We start from the raw sequence: 20,377 nt of genomic DNA on the forward strand, positions 1-20,377 counted from the left end.
AAAGCGTTTTATGGCGTATTTTGCAAGTTATGTTGAATGCGCCATAATGATGAATATAACCCAGAGTCTTCTGTCAATGATTGATGATTTCCTTTTTCAATGATCATTCCTTTATCCAGCACGTAAATTACATCTGCGTGTTGAACAGTCCATAGTCGATGAGCAATAATAATGATGGTGTGGGCATGTGCAATTGAGCGGAGTGTTTGCTGAATGGCGCGCTCAGTTTCATTGTCCACTGCAGAGGTCGCTTCGTCGAATACAAAAATAGGGCTTCGTTTTACCAGCGCTCGTGCAATGGCTATTCGCTGACGTTGCCCCCCAGACAATTTATAGCCTCGTTCGTTCAGTACTGTTTCGTATCCATTGGGCAGCTGTCTGATAAATTCGTCTGCGTGTGCCTGTTGTGCAGCATGTATGATCTCATATTCTGTTGCGTGTGTTGAGCCGTAGGCGATATTTTCGTAAATAGTTCCTGCAAACAGCAATGGCTCTTGACTGACCCATGCAATTGATGAACGGATGGTCCGCAGGCTGAGTTCTTTCATGTCGTGATTGTCCAGAAAAATGGTCCCGTGCTGTGGATCATAAAATTTTAAAAGAAGTTTGATGAGTGAACTTTTCCCTGAGCCGGTGGGGCCGACAAATGCTACCGTTTTTTGTGCGGGGATTGAAAAGGTGAGCTGGTCAAAGACCTGTGTGCTGTTTGGGTAGGCAAAGCTTACCTGATCAAAGCGAATCTCCCCTTGAATGATAGGATCATTACTATGTTTCGTTTTTTCATGAGCAGCAACAGGAAGCTGTAAAAGTTCAACTACCCGTTTTGTGCATGCCATTGCCCGTTTGTAGTTGTTTACCATGTCTGCAAGTTCGGTAAACGGCCAGAGTAACCGCTGCGTTAAAAATACGAGCGTGCTATACACTCCTACTGCCAATATTCCCTGTGTTGCAAAAAAACCACCAACGACCACGGTTGAAACAAATCCAAGGGCCACGGCCATACGAATCATCGGCCTGAACGCAGCAAACGTAGCAGTTGCCTGATCGTTGGCACGTATGTACTGTTTACTTAGTTCAGTAATCTTTTTGGTTTCAGTTTCTTCCATCGTATAACTTTTAATAGTGCCTATGCCACTGATATTGTGTGCAATTTTACTGTTTAGCATGGCCGCATGACGACGAATGTTTGCATGCATGATGGCAAGTCTGTGTTGAAAAATCCATCCCAAAAAAAAGATGAATGGGGTAGGCATCAGTGTACAAAAGGTGACGATCGGTGAGGTATATAAAAATACCGCAGCAGTCATTGCGGTGCTTGCGCATACCTGAATGATCGCATTAATTCCATCATCAAAAAAGCGTTCAAGTTGGTTGATATCATCATTTAGCACTGCCGAAAACTCACCACTCTGTTTTTGGTCGAAAAAACTCATGTTAAGTTTTTGTACGTGTTCGTATGCTTTGATTCGTAGTCGATGTTGTATAATTTGAGAGACCGATCGCCAGAAAATAATATACAGATATTGAAAAATTGCTTCAAATGTCCAGACGATCATACAGAGCGCGCCTAAAAAAACAATCTGGCTTGTGGTGGTTACAAAGCCACAGTGCGCAAGGTAGGAATCCTTCTGATTGACCACAATATCGACTGCCATGCCAAGTAAAATTTCTGGAATGAGGTCGAATAACTGGTTGCCGATTGATGAAAGTGTGGCAACGATTATGGTCTTTTTACAATCTTTCAGTAGTGGCATGAGTGCAAAAAATGGTGACTGTTTCATAAAATGATATGTGGTCTTTAAAATATGATACAAACTACGATAAACTCGGTACTTGCTCAATTATATATTCTTTGTCGTGCAGGATCAAATAAAAATTGATTTTATAGTCAAATACGAAGAAAATGTTACATTTTTTGATTCAAAAAAGCTTTTTTTATAAAATGATGTTGCAGAATACATTTTTTGTGGTAGATTAAAAGTGCTTTTGTGCAGCACAATTAAGCAATAGGTATGGAAAAATGTCAGTTGGCGGCATAGCCAAGTGGTAAGGCAAGGGTCTGCAAAACCCTCATTCCCCGGTTCAAATCCGGGTGCCGCCTCCATAATGACATGAGAAACTGTGCCGGGATGGCGGAATTAGGTAGACGCAAAGGACTTAAAATCCTTCGGACTTTTGTCTGTGCCGGTTCGAGTCCGGCTCTCGGCACCATTTAGTAACACACTTGACAAAAGTTAGCCTAAGGTTAGTGTACATTTGAGTGCTATATGTATGCTTTACCGTAAGGAGCTGATCAACCAGAGGAATATTATGAATAAGGCGCAACTTATTGAACAGATGGCAAAATTGACAAAGATGCAAAAAAGTAACTGCAAAGATTGCTTGGAAGCATTTATTGAAGCGGTTTCAACAGCATTAAAACAGGGTAAAAATGTTGTATTGACCGGTTTTGGAACGTTTCGTGTGATAAACCGTAAAAAACGAACAGGTGTTAACCCTGCTACCGGCGCTAAAATGGTTATTCCTGCTAAAAAAGCTCCTACCTTTAAAGCAGGTAAGCAGTTGAAGGAAAAGGTAAAGTAAATAACCGTTGACTTGTGCTGCAAGTCGAAAAGTTTTCTACTTTTAAAGGGGACGTTGGTAAACGTTCCCTTTTTTGTTTGCGGTCATTTGTGAAATTTGGCTATACTTGTCAAGGAGGGATGTGGGACTTTTTAATCGGAAAGGCTAAAACTATGCAGTCACAAAATATTGACGTATCGCAGCAGCAAGGAATTTTAGAAACAATGAAAGAGAAAGTAAATTTAGGGTCGTTGGTTGAAAAGGTGCAAGATTCGCAAGGGTTATTTGTGAATGGACTTTTATTTGGTGTAATAGGCTTTTTGTGTGGGTACCTTATTAAACGGTATATTAATGCGGTTATTACCTTAATTTTAGTTTCTACCGGTTTGTTTGTATTACAACAGTTTGAGTTGCTGACGGTGACTATTCACTGGACAACTCTTTATGAGTTGTTAGGTGTAACACAAGTTGCCAAACTTTTAGATGATAATATTGCCCCATTTGTTTTTGAGCTAGCAAAAGCTAATGTATTATTAGTGATTAGTTGGATAGTCGGTTTTTTAATGGGAATAAAAGTGGGGTAGTCGATGCAGATTAACCAAAATGGTTTCAAACAGAACAGTTTTGTTCACGATATCATTACTTTATTAGTTGAACAGAAGGCGATTCTTGCTGATGAAGCGCCGGCCATTATTAAAGGGTTTTCAGATTCACAGGAATATGAATTTGACGCATTTTTGGTTGATACAGGTGTTGTAACGCCCGCTCAGTTACTTACGGCTCTTGAAAAATATTATACAGTTCCGGCATTTGATGTAGTAGGTCATTTTTTTGAGTCAACTTACTTACATAAATTTCCAAAACAGTTTTTACTCTTTTATGGAGTTATTCCATTGGAAGATGATGAAAATACGTTGGTGTTAGTTGCAAGTGATCCACATAATAATGATCTTTTATTGGAAATTGGTAAGTATGTTTCATATGATGTCCAGTTTAAAGTTGGTCTTTATCAAGATATCATTGATGCCATAAAAGAGTTTTATGATCCGTCATTAACCGAAGATGCAATGCAAGAAATGTATGATGAATCACCTGATATGTTGATGGCGGAACGATCTGAGTTTGAGCAGCTTGATGAAGCAGGAGGCTTTTTTATTGATCAAGAACAGGATGAATAGTGGATCAATGACATGGAACAGTATGCCGTTGAGCGAGTTGATACATTATTAAAAAGAGCTATTGAATTAAAAGCTTCTGACGTTCATCTTGAGCCTATGTCAGTATATGCGCAGGTTCGAGTGAGAGTTGATGGTATTTTGTCGGTTCATACAAAAATTGAATATCCATTATTTGAAATGGTTGTTGCGCGATTAAAGGTGCTTGCCGGTATGAATGTGGCGCAAAAAAGATTAGCTCAGGATGGAAAGTATATCTATCAAAATTCTACAAAAACTATTGATATTCGTGTTTCAACGTTCCCGACTATTTTTGGTGAAAAAGTTGTGCTTCGTATTTTAAATACGGCTGTTGAGATGATTGATTTTGAACAACTTGGAATGACTCAAGCGTTAGCAGCAGATGTAGCGCAGTTTTTGCAAAGACCGACAGGTTTTTTTATTGTTACCGGGCCGACCGGCTCTGGAAAAACGACTACCCTGTATGCATTTTTGAAAAAATTAAATAATCAGGCTATCAATATTGTCACGCTTGAGGATCCTGTGGAGTATACGTTGCAGGGGGTAACACAAACTCAAATTCATGCAGAAATAGGTCTGACTTTTGATACTGGTATTCGTTCTTTATTGCGACAGGATCCAGATGTTATTTTTATTGGTGAAGTGCGTGATAAACAGACAGCAAAAACTTCAATTGAGGCGGCGTTGACTGGGCATCTTGTGTTTACAACGATGCATACTGTTGATTCAGCTTCTGCAGTGGTGCGATTATATGATATGGGCATCGAACCCTTTTTAATCGAAGGAGCCTTATCAGGTGTTATTGCGCAACGACTTGTCAGAGCATTATGTCAACAGTGTAAAAAAATAGGGGCATTGGATACATCTGAGCAAGCGTTATTGAGTAAAATGAACTATCAAGGGCCGGCTCCATTTATTCCAGCTGGATGCGCGGTATGTGGAATGAGTGGATATATGGGTCGAATAGGTATTTTTGAATATTTGCCAATTACTATAAATTTACGCCATCTATTATCATCAAAGCCATCCTATGAAACGTTATTGGCGTATGTGAAAGAGCAAAGTATAGCCTGCTTGAAAGATTCAGCGTTTTCTTTAGTTGCACAGGGTAGAACGTCTGTGCGTGAAATTATACGTACGGTTACGGTGGATGTGTAATTTGATGGCACCTTTCGATTTTTTTATTACTTTTTTTTTAGTTTATACAGATGTTTGTAGTGGGGTTGTTTTGAAGCATTAATGTTACTATATATATTCAATAAAAAAGGAGAGGATATATGTATCGGAGAATGATCAGTGGATTTCTGTTTTTTTCAGCTTTTTTGACGATGATTCCAAAGCATCGTCAAACTGTTGAATTTCAGCAACTTATCATGCAATCGAAAGATGAGATGAAATGGCAATGTGCGCGTCTCGTGTATAATTTAGTTAAAGATGCCTTATCGAGGCAGCAAACAGGCTATTATAAACAGACATTGTATGAGCAGTCACAATGGATTTTTAAAACGAGGTTCATGAAAGACATTCTGGATATCGCTGCGCATCTTTGTCCACGTACCGATTTATATACAGCTGCAGCATGTATTGCTCGACAAAATAATGATGAGGAGGTTTCTATTGTTTTGACTATTGCTGCAGAAGAAGAAAGGTTGTCGGTATTTAAAAAATACCGTGGTATTACAGCATTTTTTTCAGGATTGATTGCCGGTTACTGGTGTACACACTATTTTGGTTTAAATGAAGGTGTGTTACGCCTGATTAAATAATTTTTTCTGTCTTTAAAAGAAGGGTATCTTGTATACCCTTCTTTTTTTCAGAAGTATATTTTGTATTTCATATCGGTTATAATGCAAAGGTAAAAAACCTTTTTTCAATATAATTCAGTTTTGCATGTTTATTGTTTTTTTGCTCCTTTCTTCCCAATTAAACGCTGGAGAACTATTTTCACCAGTTGCCTATTATCAAAAAGAGTGGCTAGTTCCTGCATATGTCACATATCAAAAAAAACAAAAGGAAGAATATGAGCAACATTGGACTAATTTTTTAGATCAACCAGAATGTAAGGAGTTAAAAAATCAATTCGAATCAAAAAATAAGGCTGCACATAATGGGAAGTTGGTTATTGATAACTACCTTTTGGGTCTTGCAAACTGTATACAGGAAAGAGATGTTGGAAGAGAAATATCAAAGGATGGCTTAGAAGCTATGCTAAAAGACTATACTCCATCTGCAGATTTAAAGAGATTAAGAATGTGTTTTTTTAATATCAGAACAAAGTTACAAAGCGTATGTCCACATATGGTATTTGATCAAACGTATGCAAAAACTTTTGAACATCCATTTATGGCAATTAAAACCTTCTGTTTTGAGTTATTGTGTATTAATAGTTTCATTATACAGCAAAATAAAGAAAATAGGGAAACTGAGGATTCAGATGAGTTTCATTATAACCTTTTTTGCCATGCTTTGACGACTGCAAATGATGTGGATACAAGTATGGCTTTTTTAACAATGATTCAACCATTAATCAATCAAAAATTATTAGATTATAAACTTGATGGTCAAAAAAGAGCTGTTTATTGGAAATTTTATAAAACTACTCAAGAATATCAACGATCTTACGCACATGTAAATCAAGGAGGAAGTGAAACATTAACTAATAGTCAGATTGCCAAACTACTCGAGCCTTCAAAGTCTATATTTCCAAAATTACCTATCACTCAAGACCGTGATACTGTATTAAAAAAATATCAATTTACATTGACAGCAGATTATTGCTTGTTTGACTTTGCATGTCAGCTTTTTTCTATCTTAGACGAGCTATATCAGAATAGCAAGGTACAATTTGGACATTCTGTGTACCATCATAACTTTTCGAGATTTTTTAAGTTATGTGATTTTAAAGCACTAGCCGATAAGCTTGAAAATAGTCAATATATAGATAATTTTAAACAAGTTTTTTATAAAAATATGTTTTTATTATTATATGATCCATTGTTGGTAAGCAATAAGGAAGAAATCTCTGATCATGATGATTATATCTATGATGGACAGAAGCAACTTTACCAAAAAGATATAAATAAGCGAAAATCTAAATTTATATGGACTCAAAAGGATGTAGAGCGACTACAAATGATTAATACTGATTATTTAAATACAAATCATTTTTTGTGGTGGTTCCTTTTTATTGAACATGTTTTTGTTGCAGGTCAGCAAGATGCAAAACAGGTTAACTCTGATGAAGTTGACGAGCTAAAAAACCTTTTTGAAAATTTCTGTAAAAATCAAACTGATAAGATATTTGATACATCAGCTTATGCTGTACCATATGATTATCTCAGTGCAGCAGTGGATTTTATTAAACTTAATCGCGAAAGGAGGAAAGCCTATCAGCAAAAAGTAAGTGAAAATATCAAAAAACTGCTTTCTATGTATAATGAGGATTCAAAAAAGATTGGTTATAAAGTTTTGAAATCAAAAGGACCATGTAACATTAATTGTGCATTCAAGGATTTTGGATCTTATGATTGCTTGTGTGAACACGAATGTATGTCAGTGAATCAGTTTGCCTACAATGAACTCAAAAGATATCTGGCCCATAAAGATTTCTTGAAACAGATGAAAGCATTTGTAAAAGCACGAGATTTTTTAAACAGGTTTTATAACGGTTTGTCTCACGAACATATTCACCTGTATTCAGATAAGTTTGAGGCTAATCGTGCAAATGTATTAAAGCTTATTGGAAAAACATTTTGGGGTAATAAGTCAATGGAGTCTTATCGGAAGCAATTGTACCATGCAGATAGATTTGAATTACTTTGGCAAAACAAGACAGTAGATAATAATTTAAAGGCAGAAAAAGCGTGGAAGATTTTTCAGAAAGAGCTTCAAGATGTTATTGATAAAGAAAAGAAGGAAGATTTTCAACGTTTTTTTTATTACCTTAAGATGGCTATTCAAGAACTTCCTTACAAATCATTGCGTCCTTCTGATCGTTTGATTATGCTTACAAATGTACTTATAGATTTTGTTGTTAATCCTTTGTTTTATGCACATGCTTTCAATCTTGCAATGCTTGATCAGGTATTGCGATTAGAAACGGAGGAAAAGCAAAAAACTCTTTTTAAGGATAAAGCAGCTTTGATTACACAGATCAATGAGCAGAATATATCAAAAATAATACATTCTTTTCCCAAGGATTTGCAGCCTAGTAAAATTCAGAATATTCTTCAAGATCAGTTTAATGAAGCGCAGGATAATGTTTCTGTAGAAAAAGCTATTGAATTTAGTTATCTTCTCGAGCAGTTAGCATTAACTACTCATCAGATTTTTTGTACTTTGAAGCACAGAGCTGATGAATCTTTAGTAACGCTTGCAAAGCAATATAATTTACAATTGGAGATTGTAAATTCATTCATTTTAGAACTGTTGAAAATAGCTTTTATGAGTAATAGTAAGGCTCTGCCTTTTGATAATAAGTTTAATACTACCCCTATGGATGTAGATTTGTTATGGCTTATGTTGTCTGAAAAAAAGAATGTATTTGAACAGGCTTTGACGGTTGAGCAAAATAAAAGTAAGAAAATTTTTTCAAATAAAAGGCAAGCCATGGTAGAAGGTAAACTTGATCAGGAAAACCTTACGAAGCAAGGCAATGGTCAGGGTCAATCAGAAGACGGAAGTGAGTTACGCAAAAAGCTACCAAAGGGTGAAAACAGTGTCTTGAAGTTATTCCGGAAAATAAATGAGCTTCTCATGCAAGTTAAAGCTTATCTATTTTCGCTTATGACCCATAAATGGGCTAGGGTCTGATTATCTCATTTGCTTTGGTAATTGCCGGTTACTGGTGTACACACTATTTTGGTTTAAATGAAGGTGTGTTACGCCTGATTAAATAATTTTTTCTGTCTTTAAAAGAAGGGTATCTTGTATACCCTTCTTTTTTTCAAAAGTATATTTTCTATTTCATATCGGTTATAATGCAAAGGTAAAAAACCTTTTTTCAATATAATTCAGTTTTGCATGTTTATTGTTTTTTTGCTCCTTTCTTCCCAGTTAAACGCTGGAGAACTATTTTCACCAGTTGCCTATTATCAAAAAGAGTGGCTAGTTCCTGCATATGTCGCATATCAAAAAAAACAAAAGGAAGAATATGAGCAACATTGGACTAATTTTTTAGATCAACCAGAATGTAAGGAGTTAAAAAATCAATTCGAATCAAAAAATAAGGCTGCACATAATGGGAAGTTGGTTATTGATAACTACCTTTTGGGTCTTGCAAAGTCTGTACAAGAAGAAAATATTGAAAAAGACATATCAAAGGATGCCTTAGACGCTATGCTAATAGACTATGCTCCATCTGCAAATTTAGAAAGTTTAAAAGTGTGTTTTTTTAATATCAGAACAAAATTACAAAGTGTATGTTCACATATCGTATTTGATCAAACGTATACAAAAACTTTTGAACATCCTTTTATGGCAATTAAAACTTTCTGTTTTGAGTTATTGTGTATTAATAGTTTCATTACACAGCAGAATAAAGAAAATACAGAAACTGAGGATGCTGATGAGTTTCATTTTAACCTTTTTTGTCATGCTTTGACGACTGCAAATGATGTGGATACAAGTATGGCTTTTTTAGAAAACATTACATCATTGATGCTGAAACGATTATCTGATTATAAGCTTAATAATCAAAAGATGCTCTTGTATCGAAAGTTTTTTAAAAAACTACCTAATCTCTTCTGGAATAGGTCTTTGAGAAAAAAACATCGAAGTGCCTCTGAAATCGCTAACCTACTTAAACCCGTAAACTCGATCTTTCCAAAATTACCATGTTCTGCGGAATCTTTAAAGATTGAATTTCTTGATACAATATTAAAAGGATATCAGTTTCAATTGACAGCCGATTATTGTTTATTTGAGTTAGCCTTTCAGTTATTTTATACGATTGACAGGCCTTATAAACAGAGTATAGATCAACACAGAGGTCAACCATATTACCTACAGTACAGAAATATTTTTGATTTTTTTTCGTTAAACTGTTTTAAAGATTTTTGTGCTGTAGGTAGAAAACGAACATACAAAGATAATTTTCAATCTCTTTTTTATAAAAATATGTTCTTATGTTTGTATGACCCGTTTTTAATAAGTAAGGTGTGTCCTCAATTTGAAATGAGGTAATGACGTTGCATTTTCACTACAAAATGATAAGTTTTTTGTATCAGAAATCAGCAACGAGGATAAGCAATGGTACGTCGAGTTATTACAGACAGTATTTGGTCACAACTAGAAGAGATACTATGTAAACATGGATGCCACCTGTGGGGCAATGAGCGGAATATAATGGAAGCAATCCTTTGGAAATTGCGGACTGGAGGACCATGGAGGGATATTCCATCCGAATTTTGTCCGTGGCAAACAGCATTTAATCGATTTAATCGTTGGTCAAAAAAAGGGCTATGGGAAGGTTTTTTTTTATGCTACGAAAAGAAGTTGATAAAGAATGGGTATTCGCCGACGGAAGTTATGTTAGAGCTCACCAACATGCGACTGGAGCTCAGCGTGGTCAAGAGCGAGCAATTGGAAGATCCGCTGGTGGACTTACTACAAAGATTCATATGTGCACCGATGCGCATGGAAATCCGCTCAATTTTAAAATCACTGGGGGTCAAGTGCACGATTCAAAGGTTGCAAACGAATTAATCGACCTGGCCGAAGGAGCGGAATATTTTATCGCTGACAAAGGCTATGATGCTGATAGTATTCGTATCTATGGACGGACAAAAGGAATGCAAGTAATTATACCAAAAAGAAAAAACAGCACTAGACCAGATCCAGAATTTGATGCTCATTTGTATAAAAATCGACACTTAGTTGAAAATCTTTTTGCACGACTCAAGCATTTTCGTGGCATTGCTATGCGTTTTGAAAAACTTGCTAGAAACTTCCAATCTATGCTCTACATCGCATCTATGCACATATGGTTGAAGCTTTTATGCCCTACTAATTAAATTGAGGACACACCTTAATATTCATAAAAATTATGACAATGCTCAGGGTATTTATGAACGCCTACTTGATATAGCTCGTCTAGTTAGCGCGTCTCATGATAATGAGAAAAAAAAGATTCCAGATAATTTAAAATCGTTACATAGTATTAATCAAAATTATTTAAACCTTCCTTACTTTATTTGGTGGTTATTTTTTATTGAACATGTTTTTGTTTCAGATGATCTAGATTTAAAAAATGTAAGTCCCAATGAAACTGACCAATTTAAAGATTTTTTTGTTGAGTTTTGCAAAAATCAAAATAGCAAGATATTTGATACTAACCTTTGCTGTGAGCAATATGATTATATTAATAGAGCAGTGAATTTTATCAAGGTTAATCGCGAAGATAGAAAAAACTATCAACAAAAAGTTACTGAAAACATGAAAAAAACACTTTCTGTTTATAATGAGGATTCAAAAAAGCATGGTTTTAAAGTTTTGAAAGCAAAAGGACCGTGTAAGCGATACTGCTTCTTTAATGCTTTTGAATCGTATGACTGGCTTTGTGATCATAAATGCAGACCACTAAGTCATTTCTCATGTAATGAATTTAAAAGATATCTAGCAAATTTAGCTCTGTTGGAACAGATGAAAGCATTTGTTGAAGCACGGGCTTTTTTGGAAAAGTTTTATAGTTGTTTGGCTCCTGCCGATATTCAAATATATTCGGACAAGTTTGACCATAGCCGCGCTGCTTTATTGCAGTTGGTTGGAAAGACGTTTTGGGGTAATGCGTCGATGGCAACATATCGGAAACAGTTACATTACGAAGGTGTTTTTGATCTATTAAATAAAGGTGAGTTGGTATCGAATAATTTAAATATAAATGAAGTATGGAATTTTTTTTATCAAGAGCTTGAAAAAATTATTAACCAAGATCACGGTCTTTTTTTTGATAGTAAATCTAGAAAATATCGTAAAAAAAATACTTCCGATTTTAATAATTTGTCATCTACAAACCATTTTTTTAAAACTTTTTTTGAATGTCTTGATAGAGCTATGAAGGACCTGTCGTTTCCTGGTTTAGATTCTTACAATCGGTTCATTTCTCTTACAAATGTACTGATAGATATTGTTGTCTATCCTTTATTTTATTCACATGCTTCCAAATTAGATATTGTGAATAGATTGTTATTAAAAACGGAAGAAGAGCAAAAAGCTTTTTTTGCCAATACCGTGGAATTCAGTCAAGAGATAAGTGAAAAAAGTTTAGAAAATATAAAAGACTTATGTGCTGGTTTTGTAGTCGATCAAGAAAACCAGCAAGCCTTAGATTTGAATTTAGAAAAAGCGTTGATTAAGGGTGGTCTGGAAAGTAGCTATTTAATAAAAAAAGCAGAATCACATTTGACTCGAAATTTTTATTTATTATCTATGGTTAAGGCTATGAAAGATTTAGTACACTTAGGTCAGACTTATGAATTAAGCTTAAAACCTTTACTTCTACTTATTTCACAGTTAGTACATAATACTTTGAATGGTGATATACCTAGCTTGCCTTCCAGCCATTTTGATGTTAGTTTTGTGCCTTTGAAAGCAAACTTTTTATGGATTATGTTGTCTGAAAACAAGGATCTATTTGAACGGGCTTTGGCAATTGAGCAAAACAGCTCTAAAAATGAAAGTAAAGATAACATAGTTTTTCAATCTGAGGAATGTTTGTCGAATCAAAATCAAGATATGGTCAAAAATAAAACTGATCAGGAAAACGTTAAGAAGCAACACGAAGAAGTAAGTAAGTTTCACGTACAGCTGCCAAAAGGTGAAAATAGGGTCTTGAAGTTATTCTGGAAAATATATCAGTTTTGGATTCAATTTAAAGATTATCTATTTTCGCTTATGACCCACATATGGGCTAGTGCCTGATTATCATCTGCTTCGGTGATCTCGATGATAGTGTTATTTTTGATGGTGATACGATGGATGCGGACACTACACTCCTGAGTTTTATTTGCAGTAATTTCGGGTACAAAAAATTCTTTTATATCAGAAGAGTGTTGATTATCTGTATTGGAAAAAGGAGAAGCTGAAATACAAAGGTGTGGTCGTTCCGAAAAAAAATTTTTGGGATATTGTAATGTAATTCCACCATGTTTGTAAGCAAGAATATCTGAAATCCAGTATGCTTCTTTATATTCTTGATAAGAATCTTCGTCTATTTCAAAGGTGCGGAATCTTTTTTGTGTATATATCTGATTTCTGAATGATTCATCCTGAATGCCAAGTGCCCAGGTATTCAGGATATATTCATCTGGTTTTTGATAATGTTCTGGGTCTTCATTTTTTTTGTTACTCGAGAGCTTAGTAGAATATACCTCAATAAAAGCATTATTTCTTGTATATGAACTAATGTATGGAATAGTTAAGTGAGTATCATTGTCTGAGATAATCGAATGAAACACAGAGGGAGTGTTTGAAAAATACATTGAACTATAATCGAAACACAAAGGATGATTTTGAAACTTGAAAGTCTGCAACAACCAGTAAATTCGATCATAAAAGAGTCCACCTGAATGAGTGGTAATAAAGCGTGTAATGAAACCTTGCATGCTGTTCTGATTTTCGCCTTGCGTGTTCAATGCCCATATATAAATGATGACATCTTGACCATCTGCCTCTTGTATGTATATTTTCTTTTCTTCGTCAATACTGACTTCGTATACTTTAACCACTATACTATTTATCTTTTCTTTTATGATCACAGGAACGTAGATTCTGTTTGGTTCAAATGATTTACTCCAAACTGAGGTAAAAATCTGTTTTTTGTAGTGAGAAAAATCTTCTTGTAGATAAAAGCGAATGCCATTTTTTTTGTAAGCAAATCCATCGGCCGTCCACAAAACAGTATCATTTTCTGTATATTGATTATCAACGTATTGATATGTAGTTGCAAAGCCATTGCGTTGAAGGTTTGCCATGCAGAAAAAAGAGGGCAAACAGGGTAAAAGTAAAAAAAATATACGCTTCATATGATCTATTGCGTTACAATAAGCTTTCTATAGTAAAAATTGATAACTGAAACGTAAATGTCTTCTTTGTATTCTACCGTATTACTTTCATTTGGAGATATTCGTGTTAAAGTGATGGTACACCAGTCAGCTGGATGTAGCAATGTTTTATCGAGTGATATTGATTCTTTGAACACATATAGATCTGATGCTCTGCCTGGTTCTTCAATGTACATAGGTTGTGTTTGGATCTGCTCAGACCATGCGGTGCCAGTACGTTGTGCAGGGGTTACATATGCAGCATATAGTTGAAACGAGATATAGTTTCCCAAGCCATTATTGTTGCGCGTAAAAAAATAGACTTCTATTGTTGGGTTATACGCTGTGTCAATGTCATGTGGAATTGAAAAAGTAAGATTAATTGGCGCAATTGAATAGATACCATTTCCACTTCCTTGACTGTGAAAAAGTCTCCATGCATACAACGTGTTTTTAAAATTAGTTGTAGCATTAGTAGGGCCAAATGATTCGAATGTACTCGTAGTAGTGTTATACGAAGCATTTGACATGCTGTGTGGTGAAAAAGTAAGTGTGCCGTAGAGTGGGTAGAGCATTGATGGGCCTGTCGGCCCTATGGCACCGGTCGGTCCAGTTGCGCCAGTGGTGCCAGGCATACCTTGTGGTCCGATTGCACCGCACGGTCCGGTTGGCCCGGTATTTCCAGGTTGTCCAGCTGTTCCAGTCGCACCAGTTGGACCTGTATTGCCAGTTGCACCAGTATGGCCGCAGGTACCCTGTTTTCCAGCAGGTCCGCAAGGGCCAGTAGCACCTGTGTTGCCAGTGTTCCCAACTGCTCCGGTCGCTCCAGTTGGACCTGTATTGATAGGTTGCCCTGTAAGATTATTTAGAGCTATGTCTGTAGTAGTTACATAATGTGGGGAACTTTGATTGAGGCTTGTCGTGACTGAAGATGGAGTATTTATGGTATTGTTTTGAAGGTTGTTCGGTCGGGGTGCCCCTTGCAAAATTGATAAAAACAGTAATAAAAAGTTTAAAATATATAATTTGTTATACATGTCTGGTTTTTTGCATAAAAGGTTGTTCAACTAGAGACTAGATATACATATTTATTCTTTATTGTCAAAGTCTTTTGAAATAAAAGGGACAATATCTTGCATCCTGGTTCTTCGATTATATATCTTTAAAAATCATAATCGTTTGACTTTTGCTGTGGTGCGATTTATACGTGATATTTGTATTATATAAAATTTATTTTTTTGAATTTTTTTAAAAAAAAGGGGGAGCAAGGCATATTTCGGTTATTTTAATTTTTGTTTGATCTTTATAATCAATAAAAACTAAAGGAGTGGCGGAATGAAGGTAAATAAACATATATTATTATGTATTATGAGTATGATGATCAAGGGATCAGTCATGGCTGATGATAATAGTTCTCACTACAGTATGGTAAGCAACGAAGTCTTTGATATGCTTGAAAGTCAATTGACTGGCGATGCGACAGGTTTGAAAGCGTTGCATCAAGTGTTTATTGATTTATATAATACGCTTGATAATTTGACTGCATATCGTGAAAAAGTTTATTTGGATTATAAAGGTAAGTTGAACCATGATCGTACAATTCTAGATGAAGCTAAAGCTTTATTAGCACAAATTATTGCTGATGGTACAAGAGAAAAACTTGCGTTGCAGATTCAAATAGACGACACCACAAAAACAACAACTCAAAAAATACATGATTTAGAACAGTTGATCGAAGCCTTAAATAATATGATTTACTCTTTACATCAGAACATTGACACGTTGGAAGATTTGAGCAATAATCGTATGACGCGTATTGATGAGATGGTTGGTGTATATAATAAATTTGCAGAATCACGTCATGGTTTTGGTGGAGATATGACAGAATTCTTGTCAAAAGTACGTGCATACCTAGGTCGTTTGGAAGTCGACAACAAAGATATGTCAGATTTTGCTGATCATTACGAAATATAAGGCAGTTCTTGAAATTGTTTCTTGAAAAGGGAGAAGAAAGATGAAAAAAATACTTTATGGTATTTTACTAAGTGGTCTTACATTGCATAATGCATTTGGTGTAGTTGGTAGAGTAATACAGACAGATTTGTGGAAAGATAATATTGACGCAATACAGGCTGCTTTAACTTTGGTATCTGATAAACTGCAAGAAGATCGTTCATTTTTTGGCGATGTAAAACATCAGCTTTCAGGTCTTGCTCAGATTATTCGTGATTATGATAAAGCCGATCAAGATCTTTTGCAACGTTTATTGAATTTATATAGTAGATATGTTTCTGTGTATGATCAAACAATTAAAGATCAAGATTATGCTCGGCAAACGAATATTTATGATATTCAACAGTTAAGAATTGCATTAGAAGCACTTATTCAGTCAACAACAGCTCAAATTAATGAATTGACTTCACAGTCTGATTCGCTAGAAACTGTAAGAGCTGCTTTAGAAAGTGAATACAATGATGCAATAGTTGGTAGTGAGGATGAAGTTAACTCTATTATGAATCTTATGCGTACCGTATATAGTTCATACAATGATATGTTGGCACAAAAAACACACTCACTCAACGATCTTACCGAAGTACTTGATGAGCTCAATAAGCACGTTATTAACAGTACCAAGGGCTTACAAAGAGTTGATCAGGAAGTTAAAAGCTGGTAATCGACTTTCTTCAGGTTATCAAAAGGGGTGGAACGAAAGTTTCACCCCTTTTTTTGTGTTTTATAAGTAGTTTCTTTTTGATATACTTAATGTAAAAAGGAGACGATATAATGTTGTATCTTATGTCTTTCAAAAGTCGCCTTTGGATTTTTAGTTTTGTTTTTGCATTATTCGTTAATGTTATGTTTTTGTTCCTGATCAACAAAGAGCGGGTGGATGCCTTTTTGAAGGATATAGTTAACAATAAAGATTTTTTTGACATTTCCTTTATGGAAGAACGGTTGCAGCCCGAAGAAGAAAAGGGACGTTTAGTAGCAGGTTTTTTTGATGGGGTGAAGGGACCAGATGTGTTACCTGTTTTTACAGAAACTTTAAATCAGCAAGTTGTAAAGCAAATAGAAGGTAGTTTAGATTCAGAATTAGTCGATAATCGTCAACAATTACTTGTTAAAGTAGACAATGAAATTAAAAATAATTCTGAAATAAATGATACTGCTGAAACAAAACAGATAGATAATAGATCCCTTATTTCTGTCCATGAAGCTGTCCAAAATGAAAGTGACGCATTGTTAAGCACAAACCTGGATGTACATGAAGCCAAACCCCCAGTATTGGTTTCGTTTTCACGAGTATCAAAAACAGATGTTCTCCGTAAAAAAGTGGCTAGGCAAAAAACATTAAGTGAGTTAACGCAAGCAGCACTTGCACAGCTTGCGTCTCGTGTTGGCAATGGTCATTTCGACGAGATGGGTGATTCTCAAAAAGGACCATCTGATTTTCAGTTGTTACGTGAGCGGTACTGGTCACAGGTTGAGCGTGTATGGCAGCAGGTGTGCCGTACTACTCAGGCGCCAGCCTTTGTGGGTACTAGCTTGGTATCAGTTGTTGTGAGACTTACTTTTTTTGAAAATGGTTGTCTTAAAAATATTCAGTTGCATCGATCATCAGGCAGCGCATCTGTTGATGATTATATTGTGAGAACTTTTTTGGAAGCACATAATCAGTTTCCACCAATTCCTGAGCGAGTAAGGCAACATGACGGACTAGAACGTATCTGTACGATCTATTTTTATCCAGATCGAACCGGTTTTTAAAAAAACACTTGATTACTGTTTTCTCCTATGGTTTTCGATAAAAAAGTGTACATCGGTTTTTTTTATGGCAATAAATTCTATGATGTGAAGGGTTTTTTTGCTCTGTTTGATAAATCGTATTATCTCATCAAGCAGGCTTTCAGAGAGCTCCTGATGATACTGCGCATCTATTAAGAGTAGGGCAAGTGCCCTTTTTTGCATAAATGGGTGCAGTTGTAGAAAGGCATGCAGATCTGTTTGCATTAGATTATTCTGATATTTTTGAATGCTGCTCAAGGTGTTTTGTGTGTATATTTGTAAAAAATTTTCTGTCGCTTGGAGTGATTGAATAGTACGTATACTGTTTTTTTTAAAACGACTATCAACTGATTCGATGTTTTTAAGCAGATTTTTTCGTATGCGATTGCGCAAGTATGCCTCTGAATCATTTGTTTCATCAATACAAAAGGGAAGGTTGTGATCTAAAAGATATGCAATGATATCAGCTTTATACGCATTCAGAAGTGGTCGAATGTAAAAACCGTTTTTTGGTCGCATGCAAGAAAGTCCTGTGATGGTAGTTCCACGTGCAAGTCGAATAAAAAACGTTTCAAGCTGATCATCTGCATGGTGTGCAAGCGCAATCAATGAGTGCTTATAGTTACTTTGAATTGCTTGAAAAAAAAGCTTACGTGCTTTCCGTGCAAACGCTTCTTTTGAACCATTGTAGGTAATATCTTGTTTATATCTATCCAGTGACTCTGAAGCGAATGGTACGTCATATTTTTTTGCTAATGATCTGCAAAATTCCTGGTCACTTTCTGCTATTGATCGCCATCCATGATTCAGATGAGCTGCAATGAGTGTAAGTTGGTATTTTTTCTGAATTGACTTGAAAAAATGGAATAAAAATACAGAATCAGGACCACCTGAAAGACCTATAATTATTGTTTTGCTTGGAACTACGAGTTCATTTTTTAAGCAGAACAATTCTATTGTATGAAAAATATTCATAAAATTGACAAATATAACGTAAATTACTATATTTCAGTATATCAGTTTTTCTTTAAAACTGCTACTGTGTGGATTTGCAATTGATTAAATGAGGTATTTAGCTTGCAGTCGAAATTGCGTTCTACTCATACTAGTTAGGCAGCACACAGTAAAGTATATTAGCTTTAGATTTTGAAAATTAGGCCAGCAAAGTGGTAGCTAAGTTTGTATTCCTCTGTCTTTCATTGTTTTTAAATGCTTGTGAAATGGACGATACTTATTTTAAACAGGTGTGGCAAGAATATACCAATTTTAAAGAAAGTTATAAAGCAGATAAGCCAAAGCTTAAAACTTTCTCACAATTGGAAAATAGTTTCTTGGAATTCGAACATAGTTCAGATGCAAATGATTGCAACAAAAATGCTCTATTTCGTACTATTGCAAATTTATGGTTACATGTAGAGGAAGCACTAGAAAGTAATATCCTTAACGATAATAATGGCTACTTGAAGGCCCTGATAAAAATAAACGAAATGTTCTATGTAAAAATGCTATTTTTTAAAGATAAACATAACGCGATTGCTTGGTATGATGACAACCGTATTCCATTACGGCACAAGAAAAAGTACCTTACAAGTGTGTTTTCTTATGATATAGCAGGAATGCGTGGCTCTGAAAGCGACCGCAACAGGTTAATGGATGGCCCTTTCAAGTTCCAAATGCACCACCGGCTAACAAAAAAATCAGGTGATCATAAACTAGTCTCTGAACAAAAACAGAAGGAGACAATTTATGAGCCAAACAAATGGCAAACACCTGATTTATAAACAAAGATGCCAGATAGCAGCGTTTTTGGATAGTGGCCATTCAAAAGAGAGATTGGAAGGCAACTAGGAATAAGTCACTCGACGGTAGTTAGAGAGGTTCGGCGAAACAGTTGTAAAAGTGGCTATCAGTGCGACAAGGCAGAAAAAATGGCCCAAAAAAGGTCGCAGAAAGCTCGAATGAGACCAACGCGATTGGGAGCTGATATGTGCCAAAAAATAGTAGATAAGCTGATTACAACACAGTCAAGCCCGCAACAGATTTCAGGGCGACTTAAAAAAAAAGGAATCTTTATCAGTCATGAAACGATCTATCAGATGATCTGGAGCGATAAAAAGGCTGGTGGAACACTGTACCTCAATCTGAGACGCAAGGCAAAAAAATACAATAAGAGGAAGGGAAAAACCGCCGAGCGAGGGCTCATTCCACATCGGGTTGATATCGAAAAGAGGCCTGCAATCGTCGAACTGAAACAGCGTGTGGGAGATTTTGAAGTTGATACAGTGATCGGAGCGCATCACAAAGGTGCACTACTGACGCTTGTCGATCGGGCAACCAAGTTTACACTGATCAGGCTTATTGATGACAAGTCAGCACAGAGCGCTACTGATGCCATTTTACGACTGCTGATGCCGTACAAAAATCATGTTTTTACCATCACTGCTGACAATGGAAAAGAGTTTGCGGACCATCGCACCGTCTCTCTCAATTTACCGCATTGTGACATCTTTTTCGCAAAACCATACCATTCTTGGGAGCGTGGCTTGAATGAACATACCAATGGGCTTATTCGACAATACTTGCCTAAATCAACCGATTTCTCTACACTTACACATCAAAAGATTGCTGTTATTCAAGACAAGTTGAATAATCGACCCAGAGCTGCTTTGAATTACTTCACACCCTCAGAGGCATTTTATGATCAACTTTCTAGGTCATGAGTGGTGCATTTCAGATTTGAATCGGCGCGATATAATATAATTTTTTACGGTTGTTTGTTACATATCATTGCTT

18 protein-coding genes and 2 tRNA genes are annotated in these 20,377 nt (G+C 35.8%); 16 read left to right on the forward strand and 4 right to left on the reverse strand.

What is annotated here, in order from left to right; genetic code table 11:
- Positions 1–8: 8 nt before the first annotated feature.
- Positions 9–1,781 (reverse strand): ABC transporter ATP-binding protein, encoded by a 1,773-nt coding sequence (locus tag IPG37_02790; protein ID QQR53364.1) that lies wholly within the window; start codon positions 1,779–1,781, stop codon positions 9–11.
- Positions 1,782–2,029: 248 nt separating this feature from the next.
- Between IPG37_02790 and IPG37_02795 the strand changes: the two genes are divergently transcribed.
- The 11 genes from IPG37_02795 (at position 2,030) to IPG37_02845 (ending at position 12,677) form a co-directional block, all read left to right on the forward strand.
- Positions 2,030–2,104: transfer RNA gene (locus IPG37_02795), tRNA-Cys, on the forward strand.
- Positions 2,105–2,123: 19 nt separating this feature from the next.
- A tRNA-Leu gene (locus IPG37_02800) sits at positions 2,124–2,211 on the forward strand.
- A gap of 99 nt (positions 2,212–2,310) precedes the next feature.
- Positions 2,311–2,583: an HU family DNA-binding protein gene (locus tag IPG37_02805; protein QQR53365.1), complete on the forward strand. Its 273-nt coding sequence runs from the start codon at positions 2,311–2,313 to the stop codon at positions 2,581–2,583.
- A gap of 152 nt (positions 2,584–2,735) precedes the next feature.
- Positions 2,736–3,146 (forward strand): hypothetical protein, encoded by a 411-nt coding sequence (locus IPG37_02810; GenBank protein QQR53366.1) that lies wholly within the window; start codon positions 2,736–2,738, stop codon positions 3,144–3,146.
- Positions 3,147–3,149: 3 nt separating this feature from the next.
- The gene (locus tag IPG37_02815) at positions 3,150–3,740 is read left to right on the forward strand and encodes a hypothetical protein (protein QQR53367.1); all 591 of its coding nucleotides are present in this window, start codon (positions 3,150–3,152) and stop codon (positions 3,738–3,740) included.
- Positions 3,741–3,752: 12 nt separating this feature from the next.
- Entirely contained in the window at positions 3,753–4,916 is a 1,164-nt protein-coding gene (locus IPG37_02820; protein QQR53368.1) for a type II/IV secretion system protein, read from the forward strand.
- Positions 4,917–5,035: 119 nt separating this feature from the next.
- Positions 5,036–5,524, forward strand: a complete 489-nt coding sequence (locus tag IPG37_02825) for a hypothetical protein (GenBank protein QQR53369.1) — start codon at positions 5,036–5,038, stop codon at positions 5,522–5,524.
- A 124-nt stretch (positions 5,525–5,648) separates the two neighbouring features.
- Positions 5,649–8,570 (forward strand): hypothetical protein, encoded by a 2,922-nt coding sequence (locus tag IPG37_02830; protein QQR53370.1) that lies wholly within the window; start codon positions 5,649–5,651, stop codon positions 8,568–8,570.
- 210 nt (positions 8,571–8,780) lie between these two features.
- Complete coding sequence (locus tag IPG37_02835) at positions 8,781–9,941, forward strand: hypothetical protein (GenBank protein ID QQR53371.1); 1,161 nt, start codon at positions 8,781–8,783, stop codon at positions 9,939–9,941.
- Positions 9,942–10,007: 66 nt separating this feature from the next.
- A protein-coding gene (locus IPG37_02840) for an IS5 family transposase (GenBank protein ID QQR53372.1) occupies positions 10,008–10,771 on the forward strand; the annotation gives its coding sequence in 2 pieces (ribosomal slippage) (positions 10,008–10,218 and positions 10,218–10,771; 765 coding nt in all).
- A gap of 1 nt (position 10,772) precedes the next feature.
- A complete protein-coding gene (locus IPG37_02845; GenBank protein QQR53373.1) occupies positions 10,773–12,677 on the forward strand; it encodes a hypothetical protein in 1,905 nt (634 codons plus the stop codon).
- Here IPG37_02845 and IPG37_02850 read toward each other — a convergent pair.
- Both IPG37_02850 and IPG37_02855 read right to left on the reverse strand, forming a co-directional pair.
- On the reverse strand, positions 12,635–13,780 hold the full coding sequence (locus IPG37_02850) for a hypothetical protein (GenBank protein QQR53374.1): 1,146 nt from the start codon (positions 13,778–13,780) through the stop codon (positions 12,635–12,637). The two genes, IPG37_02845 and IPG37_02850, sit on opposite strands and share 43 nt — an antisense overlap.
- Positions 13,781–13,785: 5 nt before the next feature.
- The gene (locus IPG37_02855; protein QQR53375.1) at positions 13,786–14,835 is read right to left on the reverse strand and encodes a collagen-like protein; all 1,050 of its coding nucleotides are present in this window, start codon (positions 14,833–14,835) and stop codon (positions 13,786–13,788) included.
- Between the two features lie 298 nt (positions 14,836–15,133).
- Between IPG37_02855 and IPG37_02860 the strand changes: the two genes are divergently transcribed.
- From IPG37_02860 to IPG37_02870, 3 genes are all read left to right on the forward strand, one after another.
- Positions 15,134–15,772, forward strand: coding sequence for a hypothetical protein (locus tag IPG37_02860; GenBank protein ID QQR53376.1), 639 nt, complete (start codon positions 15,134–15,136; stop codon positions 15,770–15,772).
- A gap of 40 nt (positions 15,773–15,812) precedes the next feature.
- Positions 15,813–16,472 (forward strand): hypothetical protein, encoded by a 660-nt coding sequence (locus IPG37_02865; GenBank protein QQR53377.1) that lies wholly within the window; start codon positions 15,813–15,815, stop codon positions 16,470–16,472.
- A 110-nt stretch (positions 16,473–16,582) separates the two neighbouring features.
- The gene (locus IPG37_02870) at positions 16,583–17,566 is read left to right on the forward strand and encodes a hypothetical protein (protein QQR53378.1); all 984 of its coding nucleotides are present in this window, start codon (positions 16,583–16,585) and stop codon (positions 17,564–17,566) included.
- A 12-nt stretch (positions 17,567–17,578) separates the two neighbouring features.
- Here the strand turns inward: IPG37_02870 and tilS are convergent, their stop codons facing one another.
- The gene (tilS, locus tag IPG37_02875; protein ID QQR53379.1) at positions 17,579–18,559 is read right to left on the reverse strand and encodes a tRNA lysidine(34) synthetase TilS; all 981 of its coding nucleotides are present in this window, start codon (positions 18,557–18,559) and stop codon (positions 17,579–17,581) included.
- Positions 18,560–18,804: 245 nt separating this feature from the next.
- Here tilS and IPG37_02880 point away from each other — a divergent pair, with 245 nt between their 5' ends.
- Together IPG37_02880 and IPG37_02885 are read left to right on the forward strand one after the other, a co-directional pair.
- Positions 18,805–19,365 (forward strand): hypothetical protein, encoded by a 561-nt coding sequence (locus IPG37_02880; protein QQR53380.1) that lies wholly within the window; start codon positions 18,805–18,807, stop codon positions 19,363–19,365.
- A 51-nt stretch (positions 19,366–19,416) separates the two neighbouring features.
- Entirely contained in the window at positions 19,417–20,304 is an 888-nt protein-coding gene (locus tag IPG37_02885) for an IS30 family transposase (GenBank protein QQR54281.1), read from the forward strand.
- The last annotated feature ends 73 nt before the right edge of the window (positions 20,305–20,377 follow it).

The organism is bacterium (assembly GCA_016699125.1).
Taxonomy (GTDB): domain Bacteria; phylum Babelota; class Babeliae; order Babelales; family Vermiphilaceae; genus AWTP1-30.

Coding starts and splice junctions, on each gene's coding strand:
- IPG37_02790 (QQR53364.1), bottom strand. CDS start 1,781: ATGAAACAGTCACCATTTTTTGCACTCATGCCACTACTGAAAGATTGT.
- IPG37_02805 (QQR53365.1), top strand. CDS start 2,311: ATGAATAAGGCGCAACTTATTGAACAGATGGCAAAATTGACAAAGATG.
- IPG37_02810 (QQR53366.1), top strand. CDS start 2,736: ATGCAGTCACAAAATATTGACGTATCGCAGCAGCAAGGAATTTTAGAA.
- IPG37_02815 (QQR53367.1), top strand. CDS start 3,150: ATGCAGATTAACCAAAATGGTTTCAAACAGAACAGTTTTGTTCACGAT.
- IPG37_02820 (QQR53368.1), top strand. CDS start 3,753: ATGGAACAGTATGCCGTTGAGCGAGTTGATACATTATTAAAAAGAGCT.
- IPG37_02825 (QQR53369.1), top strand. CDS start 5,036: ATGTATCGGAGAATGATCAGTGGATTTCTGTTTTTTTCAGCTTTTTTG.
- IPG37_02830 (QQR53370.1), top strand. CDS start 5,649: ATGTTTATTGTTTTTTTGCTCCTTTCTTCCCAATTAAACGCTGGAGAA.
- IPG37_02835 (QQR53371.1), top strand. CDS start 8,781: ATGTTTATTGTTTTTTTGCTCCTTTCTTCCCAGTTAAACGCTGGAGAA.
- IPG37_02850 (QQR53374.1), bottom strand. CDS start 13,780: ATGAAGCGTATATTTTTTTTACTTTTACCCTGTTTGCCCTCTTTTTTC.
- IPG37_02855 (QQR53375.1), bottom strand. CDS start 14,835: ATGTATAACAAATTATATATTTTAAACTTTTTATTACTGTTTTTATCA.
- IPG37_02860 (QQR53376.1), top strand. CDS start 15,134: ATGAAGGTAAATAAACATATATTATTATGTATTATGAGTATGATGATC.
- IPG37_02865 (QQR53377.1), top strand. CDS start 15,813: ATGAAAAAAATACTTTATGGTATTTTACTAAGTGGTCTTACATTGCAT.
- IPG37_02870 (QQR53378.1), top strand. CDS start 16,583: ATGTTGTATCTTATGTCTTTCAAAAGTCGCCTTTGGATTTTTAGTTTT.
- tilS (QQR53379.1), bottom strand. CDS start 18,559: ATGAATATTTTTCATACAATAGAATTGTTCTGCTTAAAAAATGAACTC.
- IPG37_02880 (QQR53380.1), top strand. CDS start 18,805: ATGGACGATACTTATTTTAAACAGGTGTGGCAAGAATATACCAATTTT.